The organism is Paenibacillus sp. FSL H8-0168, assembly GCF_038592955.1.
Classification (GTDB): domain Bacteria; phylum Bacillota; class Bacilli; order Paenibacillales; family Paenibacillaceae; genus Paenibacillus; species Paenibacillus polymyxa_B.
This window is the reverse complement of sequence record NZ_CP151948.1, coordinates 5,727,599-5,748,987: the sequence shown is the minus strand read 5'-3', so window position 1 is coordinate 5,748,987 and position 21,389 is coordinate 5,727,599. Positions and strand designations below refer to the sequence as shown.

At 48.4% G+C, this 21,389-nt stretch carries 22 protein-coding genes; 19 read left to right on the top strand and 3 right to left on the bottom strand.

Annotated features, from left to right (window positions below):
• Nucleotides 1-30 precede the first annotated feature (30 nt).
• The 7 genes from MHI21_RS25505 to MHI21_RS25475 all read left to right on the top strand — a co-directional run bounded on the left by MHI21_RS25505 (nt 31) and on the right by MHI21_RS25475 (nt 8,260).
• A complete protein-coding gene (locus MHI21_RS25505) occupies nt 31-690 on the top strand; it encodes a hypothetical protein (protein ID WP_342419168.1) in 660 nt (219 codons plus the stop codon).
• Nucleotides 691-1,013: 323 nt separating this feature from the next.
• Nucleotides 1,014-2,537, top strand: coding sequence for a M23 family metallopeptidase (locus MHI21_RS25500; RefSeq protein WP_342419167.1), 1,524 nt, complete (start codon nt 1,014-1,016; stop codon nt 2,535-2,537).
• A gap of 232 nt (nt 2,538-2,769) precedes the next feature.
• Complete coding sequence (gene yycF, locus MHI21_RS25495) at nt 2,770-3,501, top strand: response regulator YycF (protein WP_307350595.1); 732 nt, start codon at nt 2,770-2,772, stop codon at nt 3,499-3,501.
• On the top strand, nt 3,498-5,327 hold the full coding sequence (walK, locus tag MHI21_RS25490; protein WP_160788382.1) for a cell wall metabolism sensor histidine kinase WalK: 1,830 nt from the start codon (nt 3,498-3,500) through the stop codon (nt 5,325-5,327). The genes yycF and walK overlap by 4 nt, the downstream gene beginning before the upstream one ends.
• Nucleotides 5,324-6,664, top strand: coding sequence for a two-component system activity regulator YycH (gene yycH, locus MHI21_RS25485; protein WP_342419166.1), 1,341 nt, complete (start codon nt 5,324-5,326; stop codon nt 6,662-6,664). The genes walK and yycH overlap by 4 nt, the downstream gene beginning before the upstream one ends.
• An 18-nt stretch (nt 6,665-6,682) precedes the next feature.
• Nucleotides 6,683-7,447 carry a two-component system regulatory protein YycI gene (gene yycI, locus MHI21_RS25480; RefSeq protein ID WP_342419165.1) on the top strand — a complete coding sequence of 255 codons (765 nt, stop codon included), beginning with the start codon at nt 6,683-6,685 and terminating at the stop codon, nt 7,445-7,447.
• A 6-nt stretch (nt 7,448-7,453) separates the two neighbouring features.
• Entirely contained in the window at nt 7,454-8,260 is an 807-nt protein-coding gene (locus MHI21_RS25475; RefSeq protein ID WP_023991120.1) for an MBL fold metallo-hydrolase, read from the top strand.
• Here MHI21_RS25475 and MHI21_RS25470 read toward each other — a convergent pair.
• Nucleotides 8,229-8,435 (bottom strand): hypothetical protein, encoded by a 207-nt coding sequence (locus MHI21_RS25470; protein ID WP_025723164.1) that lies wholly within the window; start codon nt 8,433-8,435, stop codon nt 8,229-8,231. The genes MHI21_RS25475 and MHI21_RS25470 overlap by 32 nt on opposite strands.
• 503 nt (nt 8,436-8,938) lie before the next feature.
• On the opposite strand from MHI21_RS25470, the gene MHI21_RS25465 reads away from it, so the two are divergent.
• Nucleotides 8,939-10,174 carry a trypsin-like peptidase domain-containing protein gene (locus tag MHI21_RS25465; protein ID WP_342419164.1) on the top strand — a complete coding sequence of 412 codons (1,236 nt, stop codon included), beginning with the start codon at nt 8,939-8,941 and terminating at the stop codon, nt 10,172-10,174.
• Nucleotides 10,175-10,260: 86 nt separating this feature from the next.
• On the opposite strand, the gene MHI21_RS25460 is transcribed toward MHI21_RS25465, so the two are convergent.
• Nucleotides 10,261-11,982 carry a cellulase family glycosylhydrolase gene (locus tag MHI21_RS25460; protein WP_342419163.1) on the bottom strand — a complete coding sequence of 574 codons (1,722 nt, stop codon included), beginning with the start codon at nt 11,980-11,982 and terminating at the stop codon, nt 10,261-10,263.
• Between the two features lie 233 nt (nt 11,983-12,215).
• On the opposite strand from MHI21_RS25460, the gene MHI21_RS25455 reads away from it, so the two are divergent.
• The 4 genes from MHI21_RS25455 to MHI21_RS25440 all read left to right on the top strand — a co-directional run bounded on the left by MHI21_RS25455 (nt 12,216) and on the right by MHI21_RS25440 (nt 14,828).
• Nucleotides 12,216-12,980, top strand: a complete 765-nt coding sequence (locus MHI21_RS25455; RefSeq protein WP_342419162.1) for a class I SAM-dependent methyltransferase — start codon at nt 12,216-12,218, stop codon at nt 12,978-12,980.
• Between the two features lie 105 nt (nt 12,981-13,085).
• The gene (locus MHI21_RS25450; protein ID WP_007433184.1) at nt 13,086-13,253 is read left to right on the top strand and encodes a CxxH/CxxC protein; all 168 of its coding nucleotides are present in this window, start codon (nt 13,086-13,088) and stop codon (nt 13,251-13,253) included.
• A 122-nt stretch (nt 13,254-13,375) separates the two neighbouring features.
• The gene (locus tag MHI21_RS25445; protein ID WP_342419161.1) at nt 13,376-14,311 is read left to right on the top strand and encodes a helix-turn-helix domain-containing protein; all 936 of its coding nucleotides are present in this window, start codon (nt 13,376-13,378) and stop codon (nt 14,309-14,311) included.
• 28 nt (nt 14,312-14,339) lie between these two features.
• A complete protein-coding gene (locus MHI21_RS25440; RefSeq protein ID WP_342419160.1) occupies nt 14,340-14,828 on the top strand; it encodes a DinB family protein in 489 nt (162 codons plus the stop codon).
• A gap of 82 nt (nt 14,829-14,910) precedes the next feature.
• On the opposite strand, the gene MHI21_RS25435 is transcribed toward MHI21_RS25440, so the two are convergent.
• Nucleotides 14,911-15,255: a helix-turn-helix transcriptional regulator gene (locus MHI21_RS25435; RefSeq protein ID WP_342419159.1), complete on the bottom strand. Its 345-nt coding sequence runs from the start codon at nt 15,253-15,255 to the stop codon at nt 14,911-14,913.
• A 175-nt stretch (nt 15,256-15,430) separates the two neighbouring features.
• Between MHI21_RS25435 and MHI21_RS25430 the strand changes: the two genes are divergently transcribed.
• From MHI21_RS25430 to MHI21_RS25400, 7 genes are all read left to right on the top strand, one after another.
• Complete coding sequence (locus MHI21_RS25430; protein WP_342419158.1) at nt 15,431-16,282, top strand: DNA-binding protein; 852 nt, start codon at nt 15,431-15,433, stop codon at nt 16,280-16,282.
• A 161-nt stretch (nt 16,283-16,443) separates the two neighbouring features.
• Nucleotides 16,444-16,923, top strand: a complete 480-nt coding sequence (gene rlmH, locus MHI21_RS25425) for a 23S rRNA (pseudouridine(1915)-N(3))-methyltransferase RlmH (protein ID WP_013312768.1) — start codon at nt 16,444-16,446, stop codon at nt 16,921-16,923.
• 343 nt (nt 16,924-17,266) lie between these two features.
• A complete protein-coding gene (locus MHI21_RS25420) occupies nt 17,267-19,231 on the top strand; it encodes a translation factor GTPase family protein (RefSeq protein WP_342419157.1) in 1,965 nt (654 codons plus the stop codon).
• A 105-nt stretch (nt 19,232-19,336) separates the two neighbouring features.
• Nucleotides 19,337-19,762: a DUF4303 domain-containing protein gene (locus MHI21_RS25415; RefSeq protein WP_342419156.1), complete on the top strand. Its 426-nt coding sequence runs from the start codon at nt 19,337-19,339 to the stop codon at nt 19,760-19,762.
• Nucleotides 19,732-19,896: a DUF4303 domain-containing protein gene (locus MHI21_RS25410; protein ID WP_342419155.1), complete on the top strand. Its 165-nt coding sequence runs from the start codon at nt 19,732-19,734 to the stop codon at nt 19,894-19,896. The genes MHI21_RS25415 and MHI21_RS25410 overlap by 31 nt, the downstream gene beginning before the upstream one ends.
• Nucleotides 19,897-19,929: 33 nt before the next feature.
• Nucleotides 19,930-20,571, top strand: coding sequence for a hypothetical protein (locus MHI21_RS25405; RefSeq protein WP_342419154.1), 642 nt, complete (start codon nt 19,930-19,932; stop codon nt 20,569-20,571).
• A gap of 159 nt (nt 20,572-20,730) precedes the next feature.
• The gene (locus tag MHI21_RS25400; protein ID WP_342419153.1) at nt 20,731-21,258 is read left to right on the top strand and encodes a hypothetical protein; all 528 of its coding nucleotides are present in this window, start codon (nt 20,731-20,733) and stop codon (nt 21,256-21,258) included.
• Nucleotides 21,259-21,389 lie beyond the last annotated feature (131 nt).

Genomic DNA, 21,389 nt, shown 5'->3' with positions numbered 1-21,389 from the left:
GGCAGGATGCGTATAAGGAGGTAACGGGATATGAGGTGGTTTGGATGGCTGCTCAAAAAAGGAATGACGGTCGTGTTGGTTAGCGCACTAACGCTGGCAGTGACAGGTGTAGTCGTTAATGCTTATGTTCAATCGCTGCTGCGGCAGTTTAACATTCAGCTTGATCATCAGCCCATATGGGGATTGGGTTGGCTAAAAGGCAGCGCGGGTACTGACCAAAGCACAGACACGGGGAAGAACAAGACGACAGGAAGTGGCTCGGGAAGTGTAACACCGCCTGATGATGCGTTGCCTGTCATGGGACAGGGCTTAGAAGAAAGCGGAAGTGAGGCTGATGGCGCAGCCAATGGCAAGGCATCTCAGGAGGGTGCCACGTCGGCGGGAACATCAGGCAATGAGTCTCGGAAGCAGGCAGAAGGTACAACAGCTACACCTGAAACAAGTATTGAAGGCCATGATTTGGTTATTACGCCCGACCATTTGACGGAGAAGAAGAACAATTTACCAGCGGCACAGAAGCAGGAGATTTTTGCGATTCTGATGAATAAGCTGCCGCCGGAGGAGATGCAGAAGATATCAGCTGCGATGGAAGGCGGTCTCACCGAGCAGGAGCTTCAGGATATTCAGCAGGTGCTTGCGAAGTATTTGACCAAAGAGGAATATAACAAGCTGATGGATTTGCTTAAATGAGTATTTTGCAAAATCCTGAATAAATAACGATGAATTCAGGGGCAATGCTTATGCTCCAAATAGGACTGTAGAATCCGCGCCATGCGCGGATTTTTTTGCGTGTCAGGAAGTAATTGGGGTGTAGTTGAATTCTTTGTAAAGGCTATGTTAAAGTAAACAGTGTTGTGAAAAGGTTAAATTTTTGAAACCTTTTACGCAACTATGCAATGGTAGATAGCGACTAATATCATAGATACTTGTGAATACAGGCTAGATTCATAGTGTGAAAGACCAATAATGAACGCATTTATATAGAGATAAGATATGCTGAAAAGGAGAGAGTCATGAAGGTTTTGAAGGAGCAGGATTCACCAGACAGCAGGAATGCAGATTCAAACGTTGCAGACAAGCCTGCTGTGGAAGCGGGGAAAATAGCAAAGTGGTGGAGCGGTCGGAGAAAATGGTTGAGCTGGACGGCAGGCGGTGTGGTGATTGCAGGCAGTCTTATTTTTGCGAGTAATCAGTATGTCGGGGCTAACACAGTTCCTTATTATAAAGTGTATGTAAAAGGCGTCGAGGTCGGAAATATCTTGAATGAGCAACAACTTAAACAGCTATACGCAACGAAGAGCAAACAGTATAAGGATAAGTATCCCGGCGTCGATATGGTGCTCAATACGAGCGCGGTAACGACAGACATTGAGAAGGCATATAAAGCGGATATCGACAGCGCAGCTACGCTGAAGAAGCTGGATGGTATGTTGACAGCGTATGCCAAAGGGGTAGAAGTGAAGGTCAACGGTCAGACGGTTGGCATTGTAAAGGACAAAGCGACTGCACAGGCGGCTTTAAAGCAAGTACAGAAGAAGTACACACCTGTGGGTGAGGGTACATCTACAGGCATCAAGGGGCTGGTTCGCAAAACATCTGTGGGCAGTAGTCATGCGAGTGCTAGTACTAAAACCCCTAAGGCATGGCTGGAGTCTGCCAGTATCCGTGAGAAAATCGCGTATGAGCCTGTGAAAGCAGACCCGAACAAGGTGCTGACCGAGGCTGAAGCAGTCAAAGTGTTGACTGAGGGGCGTGAGGCTCCTATCACGTATACAGTGCAAGAAGGCGATTCTTTGTCGTCGATTGCAACTAAATTTAATATGACCGCTTGGGAGATTAAGCAGAACAATCCCGGCTCGCGTGAGCTGTATTTGCAAATTGGAGACGAATTGAAGCTTACTGCTCCGAAGGCTCCGGTTACGGTGCGAACAGTAGAGAAGGTCGTCGAACAGATTGCCATCGAGCCTGAGGTTGAGATTCGCCAGAGCGATGAACTGAAGGCAGGAGTTACCAAAGTGGTCAGACCGGGACAAGCAGGTCTTAAAGAGATGGACTATCGTTTGACCAAGGAGAACGGTGAGGTCGTGCAAGAGGAATGGCTCGGTCAAAAGGTGCTGCAGCCGTCTGTTACTGAGGTGGTTCTTAGAGGAACGAAGGTCGTGGGAGAAGGCTCAGGACAGTTCGCTTGGCCGGTGTCCGGCGCATCGATGTCAAGTAGCTTTGGCGCACGCTGGGGACGTATGCATGAGGGTGTCGATTTGGTCGGTAGTGCTGACATTCGCGCATCGGATGAAGGCGTGGTAACATTTGCAGGTCAGCAGAATGGATACGGTAATGTCATTATGATCGATCATGGCAACGGCTACCAAACCGTGTACGGGCATTTGAGCAGCATTGGCGTTCATGTAGGACAGGTGGTTCAGCAGGGCGAATCGATCGGGGTCATGGGGAACACGGGACGCTCGACTGGAACGCATCTGCATTTTGAAATTCGTAAAGATAATACGCCACGCAATCCAATGACGTATTTAAGATAGGTTGGATGTTTATATCGAGAGTTACATGATTTATGAGGATCAAGGGGAAAGGCCATGTTTTTCTGCATGCTTAACAGTAGGTGCAGGCATGGTTTTTTTCTGCGTAAATAAAAGGGTCTGGAGAAGTAATGGAATGGTGCACGGGTATGATAGAATAGAATAAACATCTTATAGGTACTGACAAACGAAAGTTAATTATAGATTATGATCCATGAAGAGAGGTGAACGCTATATGCAGGGAACGATTCTGGTAGTGGATGATGAACAGCCAATCGCTGATATTTTGAAATTTAATTTGGAAAAAGAGGGCTACCAGGTGATTTGCGCCTTCGATGGAATCAGCGCAGTGGATATCGCGGTCAAGCAGCAACCTGACCTGATCCTGCTGGACCTGATGCTGCCGGGCATGGATGGCATGGACGTATGCCGCGAGGTGCGTGGGCATCAGCTCCAGACGCCGATTATTATGTTGACCGCCAAGGACGGCGAAATCGACAAAGTGCTGGGGCTGGAACTGGGCGCGGACGATTATGTAACGAAGCCGTTCAGCACACGGGAGTTGCTGGCACGAGTGAAGGCACAGATGCGCAGACAGCAACGTGGCGGGACAGGCACGTCGGAAAGCCGACCGCAGGAGGATAAGCAGGGGCTGCGCGTGGGCGACCTCTTTTTTGATACAGATATGTATACAGCTTACAAAAACGGAACACCGCTTGATCTGACGCACCGCGAATATGAGCTATTGCACTATATGGCGAAGAATGCCGGAAAAGTCATGACGCGGGAGCATTTGCTTCAGGCGGTATGGGGCTTCGAATACTACGGAGATGTACGGACAGTGGATGTGACCATTCGGAGGTTGCGTGAGAAGATTGAGGAGAACCCGAGCAAGCCGGAGACCATTCTGACGCGCCGTGGTCTTGGATATATCGTGAGCGGGGGCAAAGGTGGCCTGCGGGCATGAGATGGCTGTCTTTCTTTCGTACCATTCATGCAAAGCTGATTATTATCTATGTGCTGCTTATCTTGGTGGCTATGCAGCTGATTGGGGTCTATTTTGTCAGCTCGATGAAGAACTCTCTCACGAGTAATTTTACGCAGGATTTGCAAGCACGGGCGGAGATGCTGTCCGTGCTGGCGGAGCAGGATCTGAGTGGCAGTGACGGCAAAATGGAAGAAGACAGCGTGGAAAGCCTGCGTGCACGCGTGAATAATTTGTTCGATTTCAGCGGTGCGGAAATTCAGGTGCTGGATGCCAGCGGCAAAGTGTTGATTACTTCCCAAGGCTCACACGCCGATTATGTCGGACGCAAAAATACGCAGACAGTGGTCAGCCGCGCACTCCAAGGTATCCGTGATAACGAGGAATACATGGTGGACGAGGATAATGTCCGCAAGAAGGTCGTCGCCAAGCCTGTTATCAGCCAAGGCAAGATTGTCGGCGCGGTGTACATCGCCGCTTCGATGACCGAGCTCTACGATACGATGAAACGCATTAACAATGTGTTTCTCTCAGGTATGCTCATTGCGCTGGCGCTAACGGCTGTGCTGGGCGTGGTATTGGCCCACACGATTACGCATCCGATTAAGGTGATGACACGTCATGCAACAGAGGTTGCCGAAGGCAAATTCGATCAGCAGATGCCTGTATTTGGGGATGATGAGATCGGCAGGCTCAGCGTGGCCTTTAACTATATGACAGGCCGTCTGCGTGAGGCACTGTCTCAAAATGAAGAGGAGAAGGAGAAGCTCTCCTCCATCTTGACCAATATGAGCGACGGTGTGGTCGCTACTGATGACAACGGCCGGGTCATTCTGGTCAACCGTCGGGCCAGCGCCATGCTGGGCGTAAACGAGAACGAAATGACCGGCAGGCATATCGCGGTACTACTGGGGATCGACCCGGAGGAAACCGAGGCCCTGTATAGCGGATCTTCGGCCTCCACGCTCTTGCAGCTGGAGCCAGCCGGTCAGGATGAACCCATCGTCATCCGTGTGACATTCACGCCGATTCATCGGCGGGAATTTGGCATTACGGGAACGATTGCCGTGCTCCAGGACGTGACGGAGCAGGAGGAGATGGAGACGACACGCCGGGAATTCGTAGCGAATGTATCACATGAGCTGCGCACTCCGTTGACGACCATCCGCAGCTATGCTGAGGCGCTGGATGACGGCGCGATGGCTGAACCGCAGCTCGCGGAGCGCTTTGTAGGCGTGATCCGCAACGAGACAGAGCGTATGATCCGGTTGGTTACGGATTTGCTGCATCTGTCACGGCTTGATTCCAATGAGGCGCCTTTGCGGATGCAGCCTGCGGATGTGATGGAGATGCTGGACGAAGTCGCAGATCGGTTTTCTTTTCAAATGAAGCAAAAGCACATTCGCTCAGGGATGTTCGTAGAGCAGGGAATCGGTAAAGTCGTGATCGACCGGGACCAAATTGAGCAGGTGCTGGACAACCTGATGTCCAATGCGTTGAAATATACGCCAGATGGCGGGAGTATTCGGATTGAAGCTCGCCGCAACAGTGAGGGAATGCTGTCCATTTCGGTACAAGACACCGGAATTGGTATTCCCAAAAAAGATCTGGACCGGATTTTTGAACGGTTTTATCGTGTAGATAAGGCGAGATCGCGCAATATGGGTGGCACGGGACTGGGACTGTCGATTGCCCGGGAAATTGTAAAGGCGCATGGGGGCCAGATTTTTCTGGAATCGGAATACGGTCAGGGGACCTGTACGACCTTTACGCTACCCATGTCGAGTGAAGGGAGGGAAGCACAGTGAAGGAACGTTTGAAGTCCTGGACGCTTATTTTGCTGGTTGCTTCCAGCCTGGTACAGACTTATTTTTTGATTTACCGCCTTCCAGGCAGTGATTCTGTACTCACTTCAGAAACGAACTATGTCAAAACCGAAAGCATGGGGCAGGAGAAAAAGATTGAGAACCTTGTGTTTCCTGATAAAATGCTCATTCACCAAGGTGAGAAGAAGCATACCGTTTTTTATCCGGGTGTTACTTTTTACGATTTAATTTATACACGGCTGGAAAGCCGGAGCTTTAACAACTTCCAACGTCGAAGTATCCAATCGGCAGACTGGGGGCGGATTCGCAGCGAAAATGAAGGCATCGAATTATCTTTTTCAGGCGGGGTCCCGGTTTCATTACTGGAGCGGGTCATACGTCTGACGCCGGACTCGGTGTTTCAGGGAGAGACGATTAACCGCATTTGGATCTATATAGACGAAAAAAATGCCAAGCCACACGCGCTCTTTTTCAGTGCTAGAGGCGATGTGGTGTATGAGGCGAACCAGTTCGACATGACGGTAGAGGACATTCGGCAGCATGTGAATTTCGGTGAAAATGCCCCGTTGTACGAGCTGGTGGATAATCAGTACTACATTCCCGTGAATGACTTGGAAACTGTGCAGCCTGTGGTGTATGCCGGGTTGTTTACGACGGAGCAAATGCAGCGGAACTTGTTCTTCGATCCGGGGATTACGCGCAATATTCAGGAGAAGGACGGCTCACAAATTTACACGGACAGCAAGCGTAGTCTGCAAATCAAGCAGGAGCAACGATGGATGAGCTATACCGATCCCAGTGCGCCAGGGGCAAGTGGAAGCAGTCCAATTAGGGATGTGCTGGCCGCAGTTGATTTTGTGAATCAGCATGGCGGTTGGGATGCTTCGTACCAAATGAAATTAAGAAGCAGCGATGAAAATCGAACGACTGTGTTGTTTCAGCAGTATTATGGTGCTTATCCGGTGCTGGACACACCATCGTTCCGCTTTGGTACAATTTCGCTGCAAATCCAGCAAGAAACGGCTTCTGTCTATGAACGTTCGCTACTGTATCTCAAGGGAGGAGAGCAATCCTCGAAGAAGGTTATGCTGCCGGGTGGCGAGCCCTTGAAGAAGCAACTGGAGACTGTAAGCAAAGGGAAAACGATTCGAGATCTGACTCCCGTATATCAACCGGAGCTGACCAATGATGGACTGAAGCTTGCTCCTGAATGGCGCGTTACGCTCAGTGACGGTTCTGTTGCAGAAATTCATGCTGTTCCTGTAACAACAGCATCCAACACAACACAAACGAAGCCAGACCGGGAGACAAAGAGGTGACAGGAAGGGGGAACGGGAATGGATTGGAGCCGCGCCAAGAACGTATTGATCTGTACATTTTTGCTGCTCAATGTGGTATTGGGTTACCAATTGTGGCATGATGCGCAGGAAACGGCAGGGCCGAATCTGGATTTTACTTCATTGGATGAAAATACGCAGCGTTTAATGGAAGAGAAAAGCATTCAGGTGTTGGCTCCGATTCCCGGGGATACCCCGCAACTGCCTAAACTTTCTTACACATATGTTCATAGTGGAGAAAAGGATGATCGTGTGCAGCTGGTGAAGCCGGTGGACAGCAAACTGGTATTCACCCATGACGCGCTAGTTGAGGCATTGGAGCCACAAATCAAGGATATCGATAACTTTCAGTACGATCCGCTGGATGTTCAGGAGGAATTGGCATCCGGACAAGCAGATGCTTTTGTACTTCATCCGCTGGTTCAGGGCAAATGGCCGCTATTTAATGTGAAGTTGGCTCTGTTTTACAGCAATCAAAAGATTACAGGGTATCGCAAAATTAAGGTCGATCTCCAGCCTTCGGATGAGGCAAAGAAAATGCTGCCCGCGTCCAAAGCACTGGCAAGGCTGATTGACGGTTATTTGCCGCGTGATACGATTGTGAAGGATATCCGGCTCGGTTATTACGGACAGACCTTTAACTCCGATAGCCAGGTGGCTGCCCCCGTGTGGCGGTTTATGATGGACAACGGGAAAGGTGTGTATTATGTGCAGATGAACGGAGATGTCATTAGTCCAAAGACAGAACATACAGAAGGGTCTTGAACAGATATGGGGATTTCATTTACCGTGCTGTCGAGCGGTTCGACCGGCAACGCTACCGTTGTGCGGAACGAAGACACGACATTGCTCATCGACGCAGGTCTCAGCGCGAAGCGTATTGACGAATTGCTGAAAGAACGCGATCTGAGCGGAGAAGAGTTGGATGGTATTTTGGTCACGCATGAGCATTCTGATCATGTTAAAGGACTAGGCGCCATGGCGCGTAAATATAATTTACCTATATATGCTAACGAGAAGACATGGTTTGCCATCAGCAATGCTGTTGGGCAAATCGCAGACGATAACCGCAGAATATTGGAGACAGGCGCAACGCGGGAATTTGAGTCATTACGCGTGGAGTCTTTTGGCATATCCCATGATGCGGCTGAGCCTGTAGGGTATAGCTTTTATGATGGGGCAGAGAAACTCAGTGTAGCGACCGATCTCGGCTATGTCAGCGACAAAGTGAAACAGGCCATATCAGACGCGGATGTATTGGTGCTGGAGTCTAATCATGATGTGGAAATGCTGCGTATGGGTCGTTATCCGTGGAACATCAAGCGCCGTATTCTCAGTGATATCGGTCATTTATCCAATGAGATGGCGGGCGCGATTCTTAGCGAGCTATTGACAGGACGTACGAAGCGAACGTATTTGGCACATTTGAGCCGCGACCACAATATGATGGAACTTGCGAAGCTGACTGTACGTGGGGCGATGGAAGACCGCGGCTGTTTTTACAAGGACAGTGAATTTCGATTGTGCGATACGTACTATGATCGTCCTACACCTTGGGATAAGGTAAGTGAGCCATAAAGCTGTCCAGCTCGGCGGCTTTGCGTTCTACCTCTTCACGGGTCACTACGCCTTTGTCCACCAGTAGTTCAATCAATGTACTTAGCGCCAGTGTATTGCGGTAATGCTCGTCTTTCAAATCCGCAAGCTTGGCAGCCATGCGAACTTCATCCATAGCCGAACGATGTGAATTCATCATATATTCCTCCTGTAAAAATATTTTAGAAATGGCGTGCAATGAGCTTGGTTCTGCCTGTGGTTTTGTTGGGTGCTGTGATACAATAAAGCTAACAACGGAAAGCTTTCTGAAGGAAGGCTCTCATCGAAAGTATAGGCGGCTTTAAGCGGACGGGAACAGGCCAGAACGTCTCTATGAGACGATCATTTTGTAATAGAATAGAAGACTTGTTACTATTGTAGTCCATTGGTTTGGAAATCATTCCTCTTTTTTCCTCTATTCGGGGTCAGATTCGGCGTGTATGCTAATTTATGAGATTCGGTTGCTTAGGAAGGCACCATTTGTGGTGATTAATAAGTAGGCCGGAACGATTGGTTGCTGGATTCCGATGATAAGGGATATTCAATCCATTTGAGATGTTCAACGGAGCAGGTTCTCTGTAGCATAGGTTGGCGCAAGCCCGAATAGCCCTAATTTTTTAGTGAGTGTCGGTGCATGACAACGAAGGGGAGAGGATTAGCATGGGCTTGTTTGAGGACGATTTTTATTCAACAAAGATATCCACACGTGCGGCTAAAAAAATGGCATTTAAGGCGCGCCGTGGAGGACGGGGACGTTGGCCACACAGGAAGCGTGGAGTAAGTCCGGTGCAAGCTGCTGTCATTAGCGGTGCAGTCAGTGCAGTGGTTGCTGTGCTGTTGTTCAGCTTTATTACAGGTCTGCCCTCCACTACAGCGGTAACCGGAGCCAGTCACTATCCCTTGCGGCAAGCAGCGGGTGATCCGTATGATCGGATTGTGCAGGCGGCAGCCAAGGTCCGCCCAGCCGTCGTCAGCATCGTGAATCTGAAAGAGGAAGATGGTAAAAGCACGGAACAATCCGCGCTTGGATCGGGTGTCATTTTCCGAGTGAGTTCGGGCAAAGCCTTCATTATGACGAATAACCATGTGGTCGAAGGATCAGATGATCTGGATATTGTAACGGTAGACGGCGTCAGAAAAGAGGCAAAGCTGATCGGAAAGGATCGCATTAGTGATATCGCTGTACTCGCAGTGGACGATAAAGGCATTAGCACGGTAGCGGATATCGGCGACTCCAGTAAACTTCGTCTGGGTGAGACGGTCATTGCTATTGGCAATCCGCTTGGCCTGGGAGACACGCTTACCTCCGGTATTGTGAGCTATACGAATCGCATCATTCCGATTTCCATTAATCAGGATGGCGTATATGACTGGGAGCAACATGTCATCCAGACCGATGCGGCGATTAATGAGGGAAACAGTGGCGGCGCGCTGGTCGATCTGGACGGACGTGTGATTGGCATCAATACGATGAAAATCGCTGATACTGGTGTTGAGGGACTTGGCTTCGCCATTCCTGCCAATGAGGTAATGAAGACGGTGAATGAACTGGTTGAGGACGGCAAGATCACCCGCCCTTATCTGGGGGTATACACGGTGGACCTCAATAATGAATATGCACCGCTGGATGAAACTCAGCGCAAGGAGCTCAAGTTGCCGGACAGCGTGAAAAATGGGGCAGTCGTTCTGGAGGCCCATGGTCCTGCCAAGGAGGGTGGCTTGAAGCTGAACGATGTCATTACAGCGTTTGATAGCGAACCGATTAACTCTACCCTTGATTTACGTCGCTACTTGTACGATAACAAGAAGATTGGCGATGAGCTGAAAGTTACTTTTTACCGGGCAGGCAAGGAAGAAACGGTGATGTTAAAATTAACAGATAAGCCGGAAGGCTAAGGTAACTTATAGGCTTAACTATAAAAAAAGGCGTTCATCGGCTCATTTCCGGGAACGCCTTTTTCGATCTTCTGCTGAGCCTTTGATTAGGATGTCGTTCCCGTTACACGGGTTCCGCTCTTGGTGATCTTGTATGTCACCACATCGCCGCTCCAAAAATGGAACTTCAGCGTGACTTCACCATCTTTTACACTATTAAAAAATTCAGGTAGTAGCTTGATGCCATTGGCATCATAGGCAGGGGCAAAGGTATTGCCAAACTCTTTATAAGGCGTCCAATCCTGTGGACCGGCATTGCCACCATTGGTATAAACGGCTTCCATCGTGGCGAGCTGGCTACCGTGGAAGTCTGTTGGAATGGTAAAGGCTTGTGTAGTCCCTTCGACAGCGCTTAATTTTGGGGTATCATACACGACTACTTTGAAGTTCCAGTCTGCCCCCTTGTTAAATTTAGCGGTAATGACGGCATTCTCCCCATATTTACCGGAAGTGGTCAGGCTGGTGAGCAAGCTGGCTTTTAAGGTTAATGTATCTCCGCTCAGCGTATAGTCGGTGCCCTGTGTCAGTTGCCTGTTGTTGACACTGAGTGTTTTCAGCTGATTGCCATTCAGGTTTAAGGTGACCTTGGCATCCTGAGCAGGAGTGCCCTTCTTCAAGTGAATGAGGTCACTGGCCGCATTGGAGGAACGCCCTTTTAGACTGGCTTTAATAACATTAAAGAGCTCAGGATCAGACCATTTGTACGTTGTGCGGTTAAAATGCTGGCCGTTATCCCAGAGTATGCCTGTTATTTTCTTCTCTTTCATGTAATAGGTTAAATACTCGAAGAATTTCAGCTTTTCGCCCTGTTCAATAACGCCTGTATTTTTATCGAAGCCGAGTAGACCGAATTCACCTACAATAACCGGAATACCTTTGGCTACAAAGGTGTTATAGACGTTATCAAAAGTTTGGATGATATCGTTTTTAGTATCTTTATCAAAAGTAGTATGGCCCGCAATATTTACACTGAAAGGCCAATAACCATAATAGTGGACGGTGGCAATCAGATTGGGATCATTCAGCTTGGTTATCGTGTTGTACAGCTCGTTGATTTTGGCCTGAGCAGGTGAGGTGTCCAAGCCAGGCAGAACAAGGGGACGAGTGGCATTCTTACCGCCAGAGGCGCGGACAATTTTGTGGAAGGATACATTCAGTTCTTGGAGCATCTGATTCATTTTCACTTCATCCGTAGTCCCTCCTTCGGAGAAACGGGGTTCGTTAATACTTTCGAACATCAGCTTGTTAGGCTGGTCTTTAAAGCGTGGGGCAATTTGTGTCCATAATGCGTTATAGCGAGCCAGCACCTCATCATGTTTGGGCTCCATACTGCTTACCCACGTCCATGAATCATGATGGACATTGATCATGACGTACAGATTAGCATCCAGTGCCCAGCGAACAACCTCTTCCACACGGTTCATGTAGGCAGACTCAACGGTATAGTTTGGTGCTGCTCCAATGTGCTTATCCCAGGTGACCGGGATGCGGATGCTTTTGTACCCTTGGGCAGCAATTTGCTGGATCAACGCCTGGGTAATGCGCGGATTGCCCCAGGCTGTTTCATCCGCCCCGACAGCATCCAGAGAATTTCCTAAATTCCATCCAGGCTGCATGGCTTCCACATACGATTGCATGCTGCTCGCAGCCGCAGCTTGTGGTGCTTGTCCGTCAGATTCGGCAGCAGCGGCAACGGATGCGAACGTAGATAACAATAAGGTGATGGCAAGCGTCAACGACAGCAATGAAACGGGTCTTCGTTTTAACATAACAGGCCCCTTTACAAAGTTATTTTTGAAAGCGCTTTCCAATAAAACACTACCATACTATTTGAATATGGAATACCTGTATAATTCATGTAAAAATCATGTGTTAATTAGATATTTTAATTTTGTAAGCGTTATTATTGAAAAAATACAGAAATGAGTGTAGAATCTATGGCCCTACGTGGATTGTAGTATAGCATCGGATTTGTAAATACAAAAGAAAGAAGGAGATGAATATGAATAAGTGGGACACGGAAGAGGCCATTCGACGCTGGGATATGCATGCAGGAAACTTTACTGCCAAGTACACGGAGGAAGGAGATCGATCTCGCGAAGTACTGCTAAACCCGGCATTACAAGCCTGTATGGGACCTCTCGGGGGCAAAAAAGTGCTGGATGCCGGCTGTGGCGAAGGCTATCTAAGCCGTAAAATGGCCAGGGCGGGTGCGTTGGTAGAGGCTGTCGATTACTCGACAGAGATGCTGAGGCTAGCCAAAGAGCGGACGCCGTCAGCGTTGGGAATTACATATCACCATGGTAATCTGGAAAAGCTGCAGATGTTCGGGGACCAGAGCTTTGATCTGATCGTGTCCAATATGGTCATACAGGACTTGGCCCATTATGAGCAGGCGATTGCCGAAATGCAGCGATTATTAGTTCCAGGGGGCCGCTTTATTTTTTCTATTCTGCATCCGTGCTTTCAGACGCCGCAGAGTGGTTGGGTGAAGGATGAGACTGGAAAAAAGCTGTATTGGAAAGTGGATCAATATTTCAACGAAGGCCCATTGGAGCAAGCGATCCCTTATGATCAGGAAGAAAAGTTTTTGTACTTTCACCGTACGCTGAGCAGCTATGTACAGACCATTATTGAGGCGGGTTTGCTGTTGGAAGGGATGATCGAACCCAAGCCTTCTGCCGAAATGTTGGAAAAATATCCCCATTTTCACGAGGACCTGAATGTCACTAATTTTCTTATTTTTACAACCAGACGTTTGGGGTAAAAAGCAAGCCCTTTCCTTTCCGCGTCAAGTGTGGTAGAACAAAAGTAGGCAGTTTTGACACACCTACAACAGGAAGAGCTTCAAACGGAAAGGGATGCAACTGGAATGTACGTGGTATGTAAAGAGCATGTGGAACTGGCAATTGATATGTTCGTCGATGAATACGAGGATGCACCGGATGTCGTCGATCTTAAGGAAACGAAATTTTCGGATTGGGACCCTCCAGTGAAGTGCAAGGAATGTGAGAACAAAGCAGAGTTTTTGGTCGTCTAAAAAACAAGCACGGGCGTTTCGGGCAGAAACGTCCTTTTTGTATACCAGGATTTATTGCAAAATACCCCATACATAGAGCTATATTTATTCCCACCACGTACTGAGACAGGAGTGAACGATGGATGGACCCTTTGCTGCATTCACTATTTCGTCCGCTTCAAGTCAATGGAAGTGATCTTTCCACGTATTATATCGAACAAAAGCCGTCTGCTGTGCTGAAAGCTTACGTGGCCTGTTATTGGGAGTCCGGTCCGGCTAATAGGGTGGTAGAGGGGAATCTAGCAGCTTCGTGCGAAGACACCGCTTCGTTAAGCCTGCCGCAGGAAGAAACCATGGAGCGGGTATTACCTGACGGCTGTACGGATATTCTATTAGAATACGATCCGGTGAGTAAGCGTCAGGAACTCTCGTACTGTGGGACATTTACGCAACCGTTTGTGTCTGCCAGACAAGCAGGGTCCGAGACACGCATTTTTGCGGTGCGATTTTTTCCCGGTGGGGCACATTATTTTCACGGCATGCCGACTCATTTGTTTACAGGCGGTAATTATCGCTTGGAAGATATATGGCCTGAGAGCATTGGGATCATGAGTGAACGTGTTTTTGAGGCACGAGACTTTAATGAACGGGTGCGCATAATGGATGAGTATCTTAACCAGCTTCTGCTGCGCCAACGCACGAACGGTTGTGACCTGATGAAAAACTTGCTGCATCGCATCTTTGTGAGCGCTGGGAGTGTGGGGGTTAAGGAGCTTGCGGAGTGCGAGGCGATCAGTGAAAGACAGCTTAACCGCAAGTTCGGACAATGGATCGGAATCAGCCCCAAAAAGTTCAGTGAAGTCGTCCGCTTCCAGAGTGTTCTGCATAGTATCCAAAGCGGCGGGGGTCTGGATTGGACGGAGCTGGCATTGAAGCACAGCTTTTTCGACCAAGCGCATTTAATCCGTGATTTTCGCAGGTTTTATGGAGATTCTCCGCTTACTGCCGCTAAGGATTTACGGAAGTTGTCCGATTTTTACAATACACGCCTAGAGGCATCGACTATACTCAAAATATAAAGAAGAATGGCAAAGGAGAGATGTGAATATGGGTGGAACGCTGCAAGTTCGAGATCATTTGCTGAATGAGCTGGAGACGGGAGTACGGACGGGGGAAGCCTTGATCCGTAAAATACGTCCAGAGGATTGGAACTTTCGCCCACAGGACAAATTCCGCTCACTACTGGAGTTAGTACATCACTTTGTGCTTATTCCTGCTTCGGATCTTGCGATTATGCAGGAGAAGTCTGAGGGTGAAGTGGGAAGCATTGAAACCAGCCTATCCGGGGTGGAAGATCCCGAGCGCTTGGCAGCGACTTTCAGGCAGAATTTTGAAGCCTATAAGGCTTACATTCTTTCGCTTAGCGAGGAAGATTATCTGAATCGTTCGACGAAAGCTTTCTATATGGAGCATGGACATTTGCAGGTTCAATGGCAGATTGAGACTGTGACCCATGTGTTCCATCATCGTTCGCAGATTTATAATTATCTGAAGCAACTGGGACATGAAGTGAGCTTTTTTATGTTGTACGCTTGAGTATGTTTGTGAAGATTTACGGAGGGCACCTGTGCGGTGCTCTTTTTTGGTTTTATTCAAGGCTTTTTTAGGGTGGAATGGCTTACTCGAACGCGCGTGAAACTTCTTTACTAACTCGTCTGAGAATGCCGATTTGTTCTTCATTCAATCTGCTGGTCAACGCAACAAATTCATCTAACGCCTCTTGCCGAATCGTTTCGTCTTTAGTCATATGTTCTTTGGAAAACATTAACTCACTGATAGACACGTTTAAGGCAGTTAACACTTTCTCCAAGGTATCAATCGAAAAGTTTCTTTCGCCTCTTTCTAATGCACCAATATATCTATAGTCCAAGCTTGCGATGTCAGCCAGTTTTTGCTGTGTAAGTCCCTTTGCATTTCGAATAGCCCGGATTCTTGTACCCATTTGCTTGCGTAATTCTGTCATATAACCACCTCATAACAAGCTTATGGAAGATGAAGTGTAAAAGTCAGGTCAAAATATATAGTAAAAATGGTTTATATTACGCATTTTAAGTAGTATAATTAATCTGTTTAGTCACTCCTCACGAGTGGTTAGCAACTCTAAATCGATAATGAGGATACTAGAGGAGGTAATATTTTTGCAGGAGGACATTCTAAAATCACTCAAACCAGATGTGATCGTACAATTGTTAAAAATGGCTTATTCCTTCGGAAACTGGGCTCAGGTCGAGACTACATCTGGCATTTTATACAGCCGTGTGCAACGCATTTACGAAGAACGGCAGTATCATAAAGCAATGAAATTACCCATTCGGCATGTCAATTTAGAACGTCCGTTGGTATATTATTTTGGGCTCAGTCACCTGATGTGTGGAATGGCTCACCAGAACCAGGGTGCATATGAGCAGGCAAGGGAGTGCATCTATAAGTATGCTGAGCTGGGGTGGATGGAGGATTTAGAGGAAGAAGACATTCAGGTTGTCGAGGAATTCAGGTTTATAGCCAAAACTAATTTATATGCAGTAGATATTTTGTCTGGAAATATAGAGCTTGTCGAGGAGTACGTAGCCTTTTTGCAGGATAATCTAGAGGAAATATTACCGGGGCTGAATACCATATTACAGGCAGCGCTTATGTATCATTTGGATGTAGGAGATATTTTACATACGTTTGCAGAGCAGATTGATGAATTTGAGAGTTATGAAGACGCAGAGAATATATCTTACTATTATAGCTACTGCTATCACTTGGCTTTGTACTATCGGAAGTGTGGCAGATTACAGGATGCAGTGGGACTTACTGTGCGGGCGATGCAACTAGCCGATCAGTCGGGTAATGATGGTCAATTTAAGAAATGTACAGCATTGTTTGAATCACTGCGTGAGTCAGCGACAGCGGAACAAATCAGCGAATATCGACAGATGCTAATGAAGAGTCTTGATGAATATGAAACGGATAGGCATTCCATTGTAAAGAGCATAAATGAATGATCCGCTATAACCTGAACAGGGAATAGGCTCGTAGTGGAGAGGAAATAGATAGGTAAGAGACGTTTCAGGTGCTAAAATAACTATGTTAAAGGTATATTTTTAAGTTAAGGATCGCAAATACGATTTTACATTATCATTCGACATAGATAGGGGTATGGAATTTGTTTATTCAGCTTATAGGTGTTGGCAAGTTAAAAGAGAAGTATTTGGTCATGGGCATTCAGGAATACGCTAAACGGCTTGGGCCATACATCAAGTTTCAAATGATCGAAGTAGCCGATGAAAAGGCTCCTGACACACTGAGCGAAGCGGAGGTTCGACAGGTCAAGGAACGAGAGGGCGAGCGCATCCTTGCTCATGTGAAAAGCGAAGCACACGTCATTGTACTCGCCATCGACGGCAAACTGTGGAGCTCGGAAGAACTCGCAGAGGAATTGGACAAGCTCGGCACCTACGGCACAAGCCATGTTGTCTTCGTCATTGGCGGTAGCCACGGTCTTTCTGACGAAGTCCTCCGTCGCGCCCAGCAGAAGCTGAGCTTCGGAAGGATGACTTTGCCGCATCAGCTGATGCGATTGGTGCTGGTGGAACAGATTTATCGGGCGGTGAAGATTAATCGGGGGGAACCGTACCATAAGTAGGGGGAAACTTGAAATTGCGAAATTTATCAGGACTATAAAAAGCGGCAGTCTTCGACTTTTTCGTTGACTGCCGTCTTTCTTTTACATTACTAATGCAGATTGAAAGTAGATTTGAAGGGAAGTCTTCTTCAGCGGTAAATCAGTTTCAAGGTTCCGTTCAAGCAATAGTATATTAATTATATTTTAATCTGGAGAAATCACTCAACATAAATGTAACTCGTTGCCTTTATCTTCTATCTATGACAAAAGACCCTCTCTCAAAACCAACTCCTACCCACTCTCCCGATTTCTATGCTTTAATAAAATGAGTAGTATTAACAAGAAGCGTTGAAAGTGGGATTCTATGAAGCGACTAACGATTGGCCTGTTCGCCCATGTGGATGCAGGTAAGACAACTTTTGCGGAACAGCTGCTGTACCATACGCACAGTATCCGGTCGCGGGGGCGGGTGGATCATCAGGATGCGTTTCTGGACAGCCACGACATCGAGCGGGCAAGGGGTATTACGGTGTTCGCAGATCAGGCGGTAATAGAATATAAAGGAGACAGCTATTTCTTAATAGACACGCCCGGACACGTCGATTTCTCCCCGGAGATGGAGCGGGCGATTCAGGTCATTGATTATGCCATCCTGATTGTAAGCGCAGTTGAAGGTGTTCAGGGCCATACTGAGACGGTCTGGCAGCTGCTGCGCAAGCATCGGATTCCGACGTTCTTCTTTATCAACAAGACGGATCGGATCGGCGCGGACGCAGACAGAACCGAGGCGGATATCCGTCAGCAGTTGACGGGGGAAGTATGCTGCATTACACAGAGCTTCGCTGACGGCATAGTCGGCGAGCCGCTGCGGGAGGCCATGGCGGAGCGGGACGAAGCCTTGCTGGAAGCATTCCTGGAGGGGAGAGAGGATTGCGGCTTCTGGCTGGAGGCTTTGCAGAGGATGATAGCGGCGGGTCTTCTCTTCCCCTGTGCTTACGGCTCTGCGCTTCAGGATACAGGTGTGATTGAATTTCTGGATCAGCTGCATCTGCTGACGACAACCACTTATGACGGGAATGCTTCGTTCCAGGGGCGGGTTTATAAAATTCGGCATGATGCAGGCGGAGCGAGACTCACGTTCATTAAGGCGTTGGGTGGTCGGCTGAAGGTGAGAGAACAGCTTAGTTACGAGAGCGGCGGGGTTCAATATGACGAAAAAGTTACGCGGCTCTTCTTGTTTAACGGCCTTAAATCGCAGCCGGTAGAACAAGTGGAGGCTGGCGATTTGTTTGCGGTTGCCGGCTTGTCCGCCGCCGGGTCTGGACAAGGCCTGGGGTCGATATCGGACAAGTTAGCTTACGAGTCGGAACCGACGTTACAATCGAAGGTATTATTCGACAATTCGATACATGTACAGAAGGTGCTCGGTGCTTTTCGCACGCTGGAGGCGGAGGAGCCGTCACTGAACGTCGTTTGGGATGAGAAATTGCAGGAGATTTCTATCCGCGTCATGGGATTGATTCAACTGGAAGTGCTGGAGCAGCTTGTTAGAGAGCGGTTTGGCTTTGCTATCTCTTTTGGACAACCGGAAATCTTGTATAAGGAAACGATTCAATCGGCTGTGAAAGGGTACGGCCACTTCGAACCGCTCAGGCATTATGCGGAAGTGCATTTGCTGATTGAACCGGGAGCAAGAGGCAACGGCATCATGTTCGATAGCAGATGTCATGCCGATGATCTGAATGTCAGTTATCAGAATCTGATTCGGTATCATCTCTATGAACGGGAGCATCACGGACTGCTGACCGGCATGCCGGTCACCGACGTGAATATTACGCTACTGAGGGGCCGCGCGCATAAAGAACATACCCATGGCGGCGATTTTCGTGAAGCTGCCTTTCGAGCACTACGGCAGGGACTGGAGAAGGCGGACAACGTGCTGCTGGAGCCCTATTACGATTTCAAAATCAAGGTCGCTATTGATGAAATGGGCAGGGTACTGTCCGATATTCAGCGTGCTTCAGGTATTTTTAATCCGCCGCAGACAACCGGAACGCAAGCGGTGGTCACGGGCAGGGTGCCCGTGTCGACTTTCATGAACTACAGTGCTGAATTTGCATCCTTTACGCATGGACGAGGCAGTATCCGCTGCGTGTTCAGCGGCTACGATCGCTGCCATAATACGGAGGAAGTCATAGAGCGGATGGGCTACCGCAAAGGGGCAGACCCACTGTATACATCCTCCTCCATCTTTTGCGCCAAGGGGGCGGGTTACTCGGTGCCATGGGATGAGGCGGAAGCCAAGATGCACCTTGAATTAGAACCTTAATCGCCCATATTTCCAGGATTCAGGTAGAAAGAAGGTAGATTTAGGACAAACAATTTTTATAATGGAAATAAGATATATATTTTATAGGGCTAAGGGGCGAATGTCATGAAACCCATGCAAGGAATAGAGGCGCTGGCGGCAGAGATTGCCGATGTGGCTAGGACGTCCTTTCGCACTCTTTTTGAAAATGGCGAACGTTACTATTACTGCACGCTATTTACTACTGGAGAGGGACATGCGCCAAGCATCTCCGCCTGGTCATGGGAGGCCTTGGAGAGGGAAGCGGCCAGGCAAGGAGAAGAAAGTGACATGCCGGGGTCAACGATTGCGGAACTCATCAAATGGTCCTATGCCGATTCACCCTATTGTTGTTTCAGGGATGAGGACTTCGATGATGTTAAACAATTGTTTATGAGGCGTCCTTCTATTGCGGAGCTTGAAGCTGACGAATGGAATCGTGAATTTGATTCGAGGCTGAAGGCCATGGAGCTGGCGATGCAATGCTCGATGATGAAGGCGTGTTTGCCTTGAATCAACCGCGAGAGGCTGTATGCGTCCTTGTCGAGGTCATGCCGCCGGATGAGATCAATACCGAAATCGCCCTACGTTTGAATCGGGCGGAGTCTCCGGCTATGCAAGCATGGCTGGTGGAAGCAGCGGAGTAAGGGCATTCGCGTTTCTTGAGGGAGAGTTGTAAAATGCCTAATGAAAATCAAACGAATATCTTAGTTGAGAGAACAGATTGTATTCTTTATTATGCGGGATCGGCCCTATCGAACGAACATAGTGCAGGCTGGATCGGCGGGAATGCACCCGACTTCTTTGATGATCAATCAGATCTCATCCACGAAGGTAACCAAAAATATGTTTTTTACTTGAGCCTCGTCCATCCCTTTAAACCGGAGAGCATGATTTCGATTTTCATCCCTGAAGACTATGAGGAGTATTTGGAAAACAACATTTATCCTAATTGCTCGGTCAAGGTGATTGAGCATCCCATTTCAACTGAAAGCGTCAAAGATATGTTTACTAACCCAGGTCTTATAAAGCATGCAATTTCAGACGGGAAACTAAGCCATGACGAAAAATCGATGGATCAGCCTTTTTTGATCAAAGTGGGCGGAAACCCGAGACTTATTCAAAATGAAGACTATTATTTTACGAAGCTCAAGGAGGAGTCATTCTCTTTTTTATTTCAGGTAGATGAAGATGGTTATCCTGAAACGTTGCTTCAAGAGGATTACAATTATCCTTTTGGTTTTGGGTCACTATATATATTCGCCAAAATGGAGACGACTGAGATACAACATCCAGTAGCAGGTTTTTGGCAATTCTCTTGATTTAGTGTGGGGCTGTGGTTAGCGGTGTTATTCTTGGGAGGACTTGAACGGCGGCGAGATCATCAAGCGATTTTTGGCGTGCGTATGTCCCATTCGCACAAGCAGACAGCCCGCCCCTGGCGTAAACTGAATTATAATCAGTGAGCGAGGTGAACTTCCATGGCACAATCGAAAGAGATGCGTGCACGGGCTAAGAAGTTTCAAGGCCGTCCGGTCTGTGTCACCCTGCACAGCGGAGAGACTTACGTCGGCTACATCACCGACGTTAATTACGGCGGGTTGGTACTTGCCAGCACCGGAGCTCCTCCACGCGCTTCTTCCGGGAAGCAAGGCTCCCGATCTATCAAACGCAGAGCTGGTGCGCATGCCCCGGGCGTCCGTCTCGGCAACCGGAAAAGCGGCGCACGCAAGCCGTCTGGCCGTTCGCGCTCCCGCAAGCCGGACGCCAAGGTGTCGGCATTCCTGCCGATGATGGGCTCGCTGTTAGGCGGCCTTGGCGGCTCCACTGCGGGCGCAGGAGGGCTTGGCGGTATGCTCGGCGGCGGCTTGCGGCTGTTCGGCATGATCCAGAAATTTGTCCCGGTCGTGAAGATGGGCTACGGTATGATCAAGTCCATTCGCCCGTTTCTCGGCGCCGTTAAAGGCTTGATGCCCCCGGCCAGTCCAGCCACGCCGGATAACGAATAATCGTATCCCTGTGGACTTTAAGTCCCCTTTGAGTGGTCAAAGGGGGCTAGCTCACACCATCACTTTCTAACAAGAATAAAAATGATCACGGTCTTCGTCATCAAATTTGCCAAGTGTCCGTCTCCTAACAA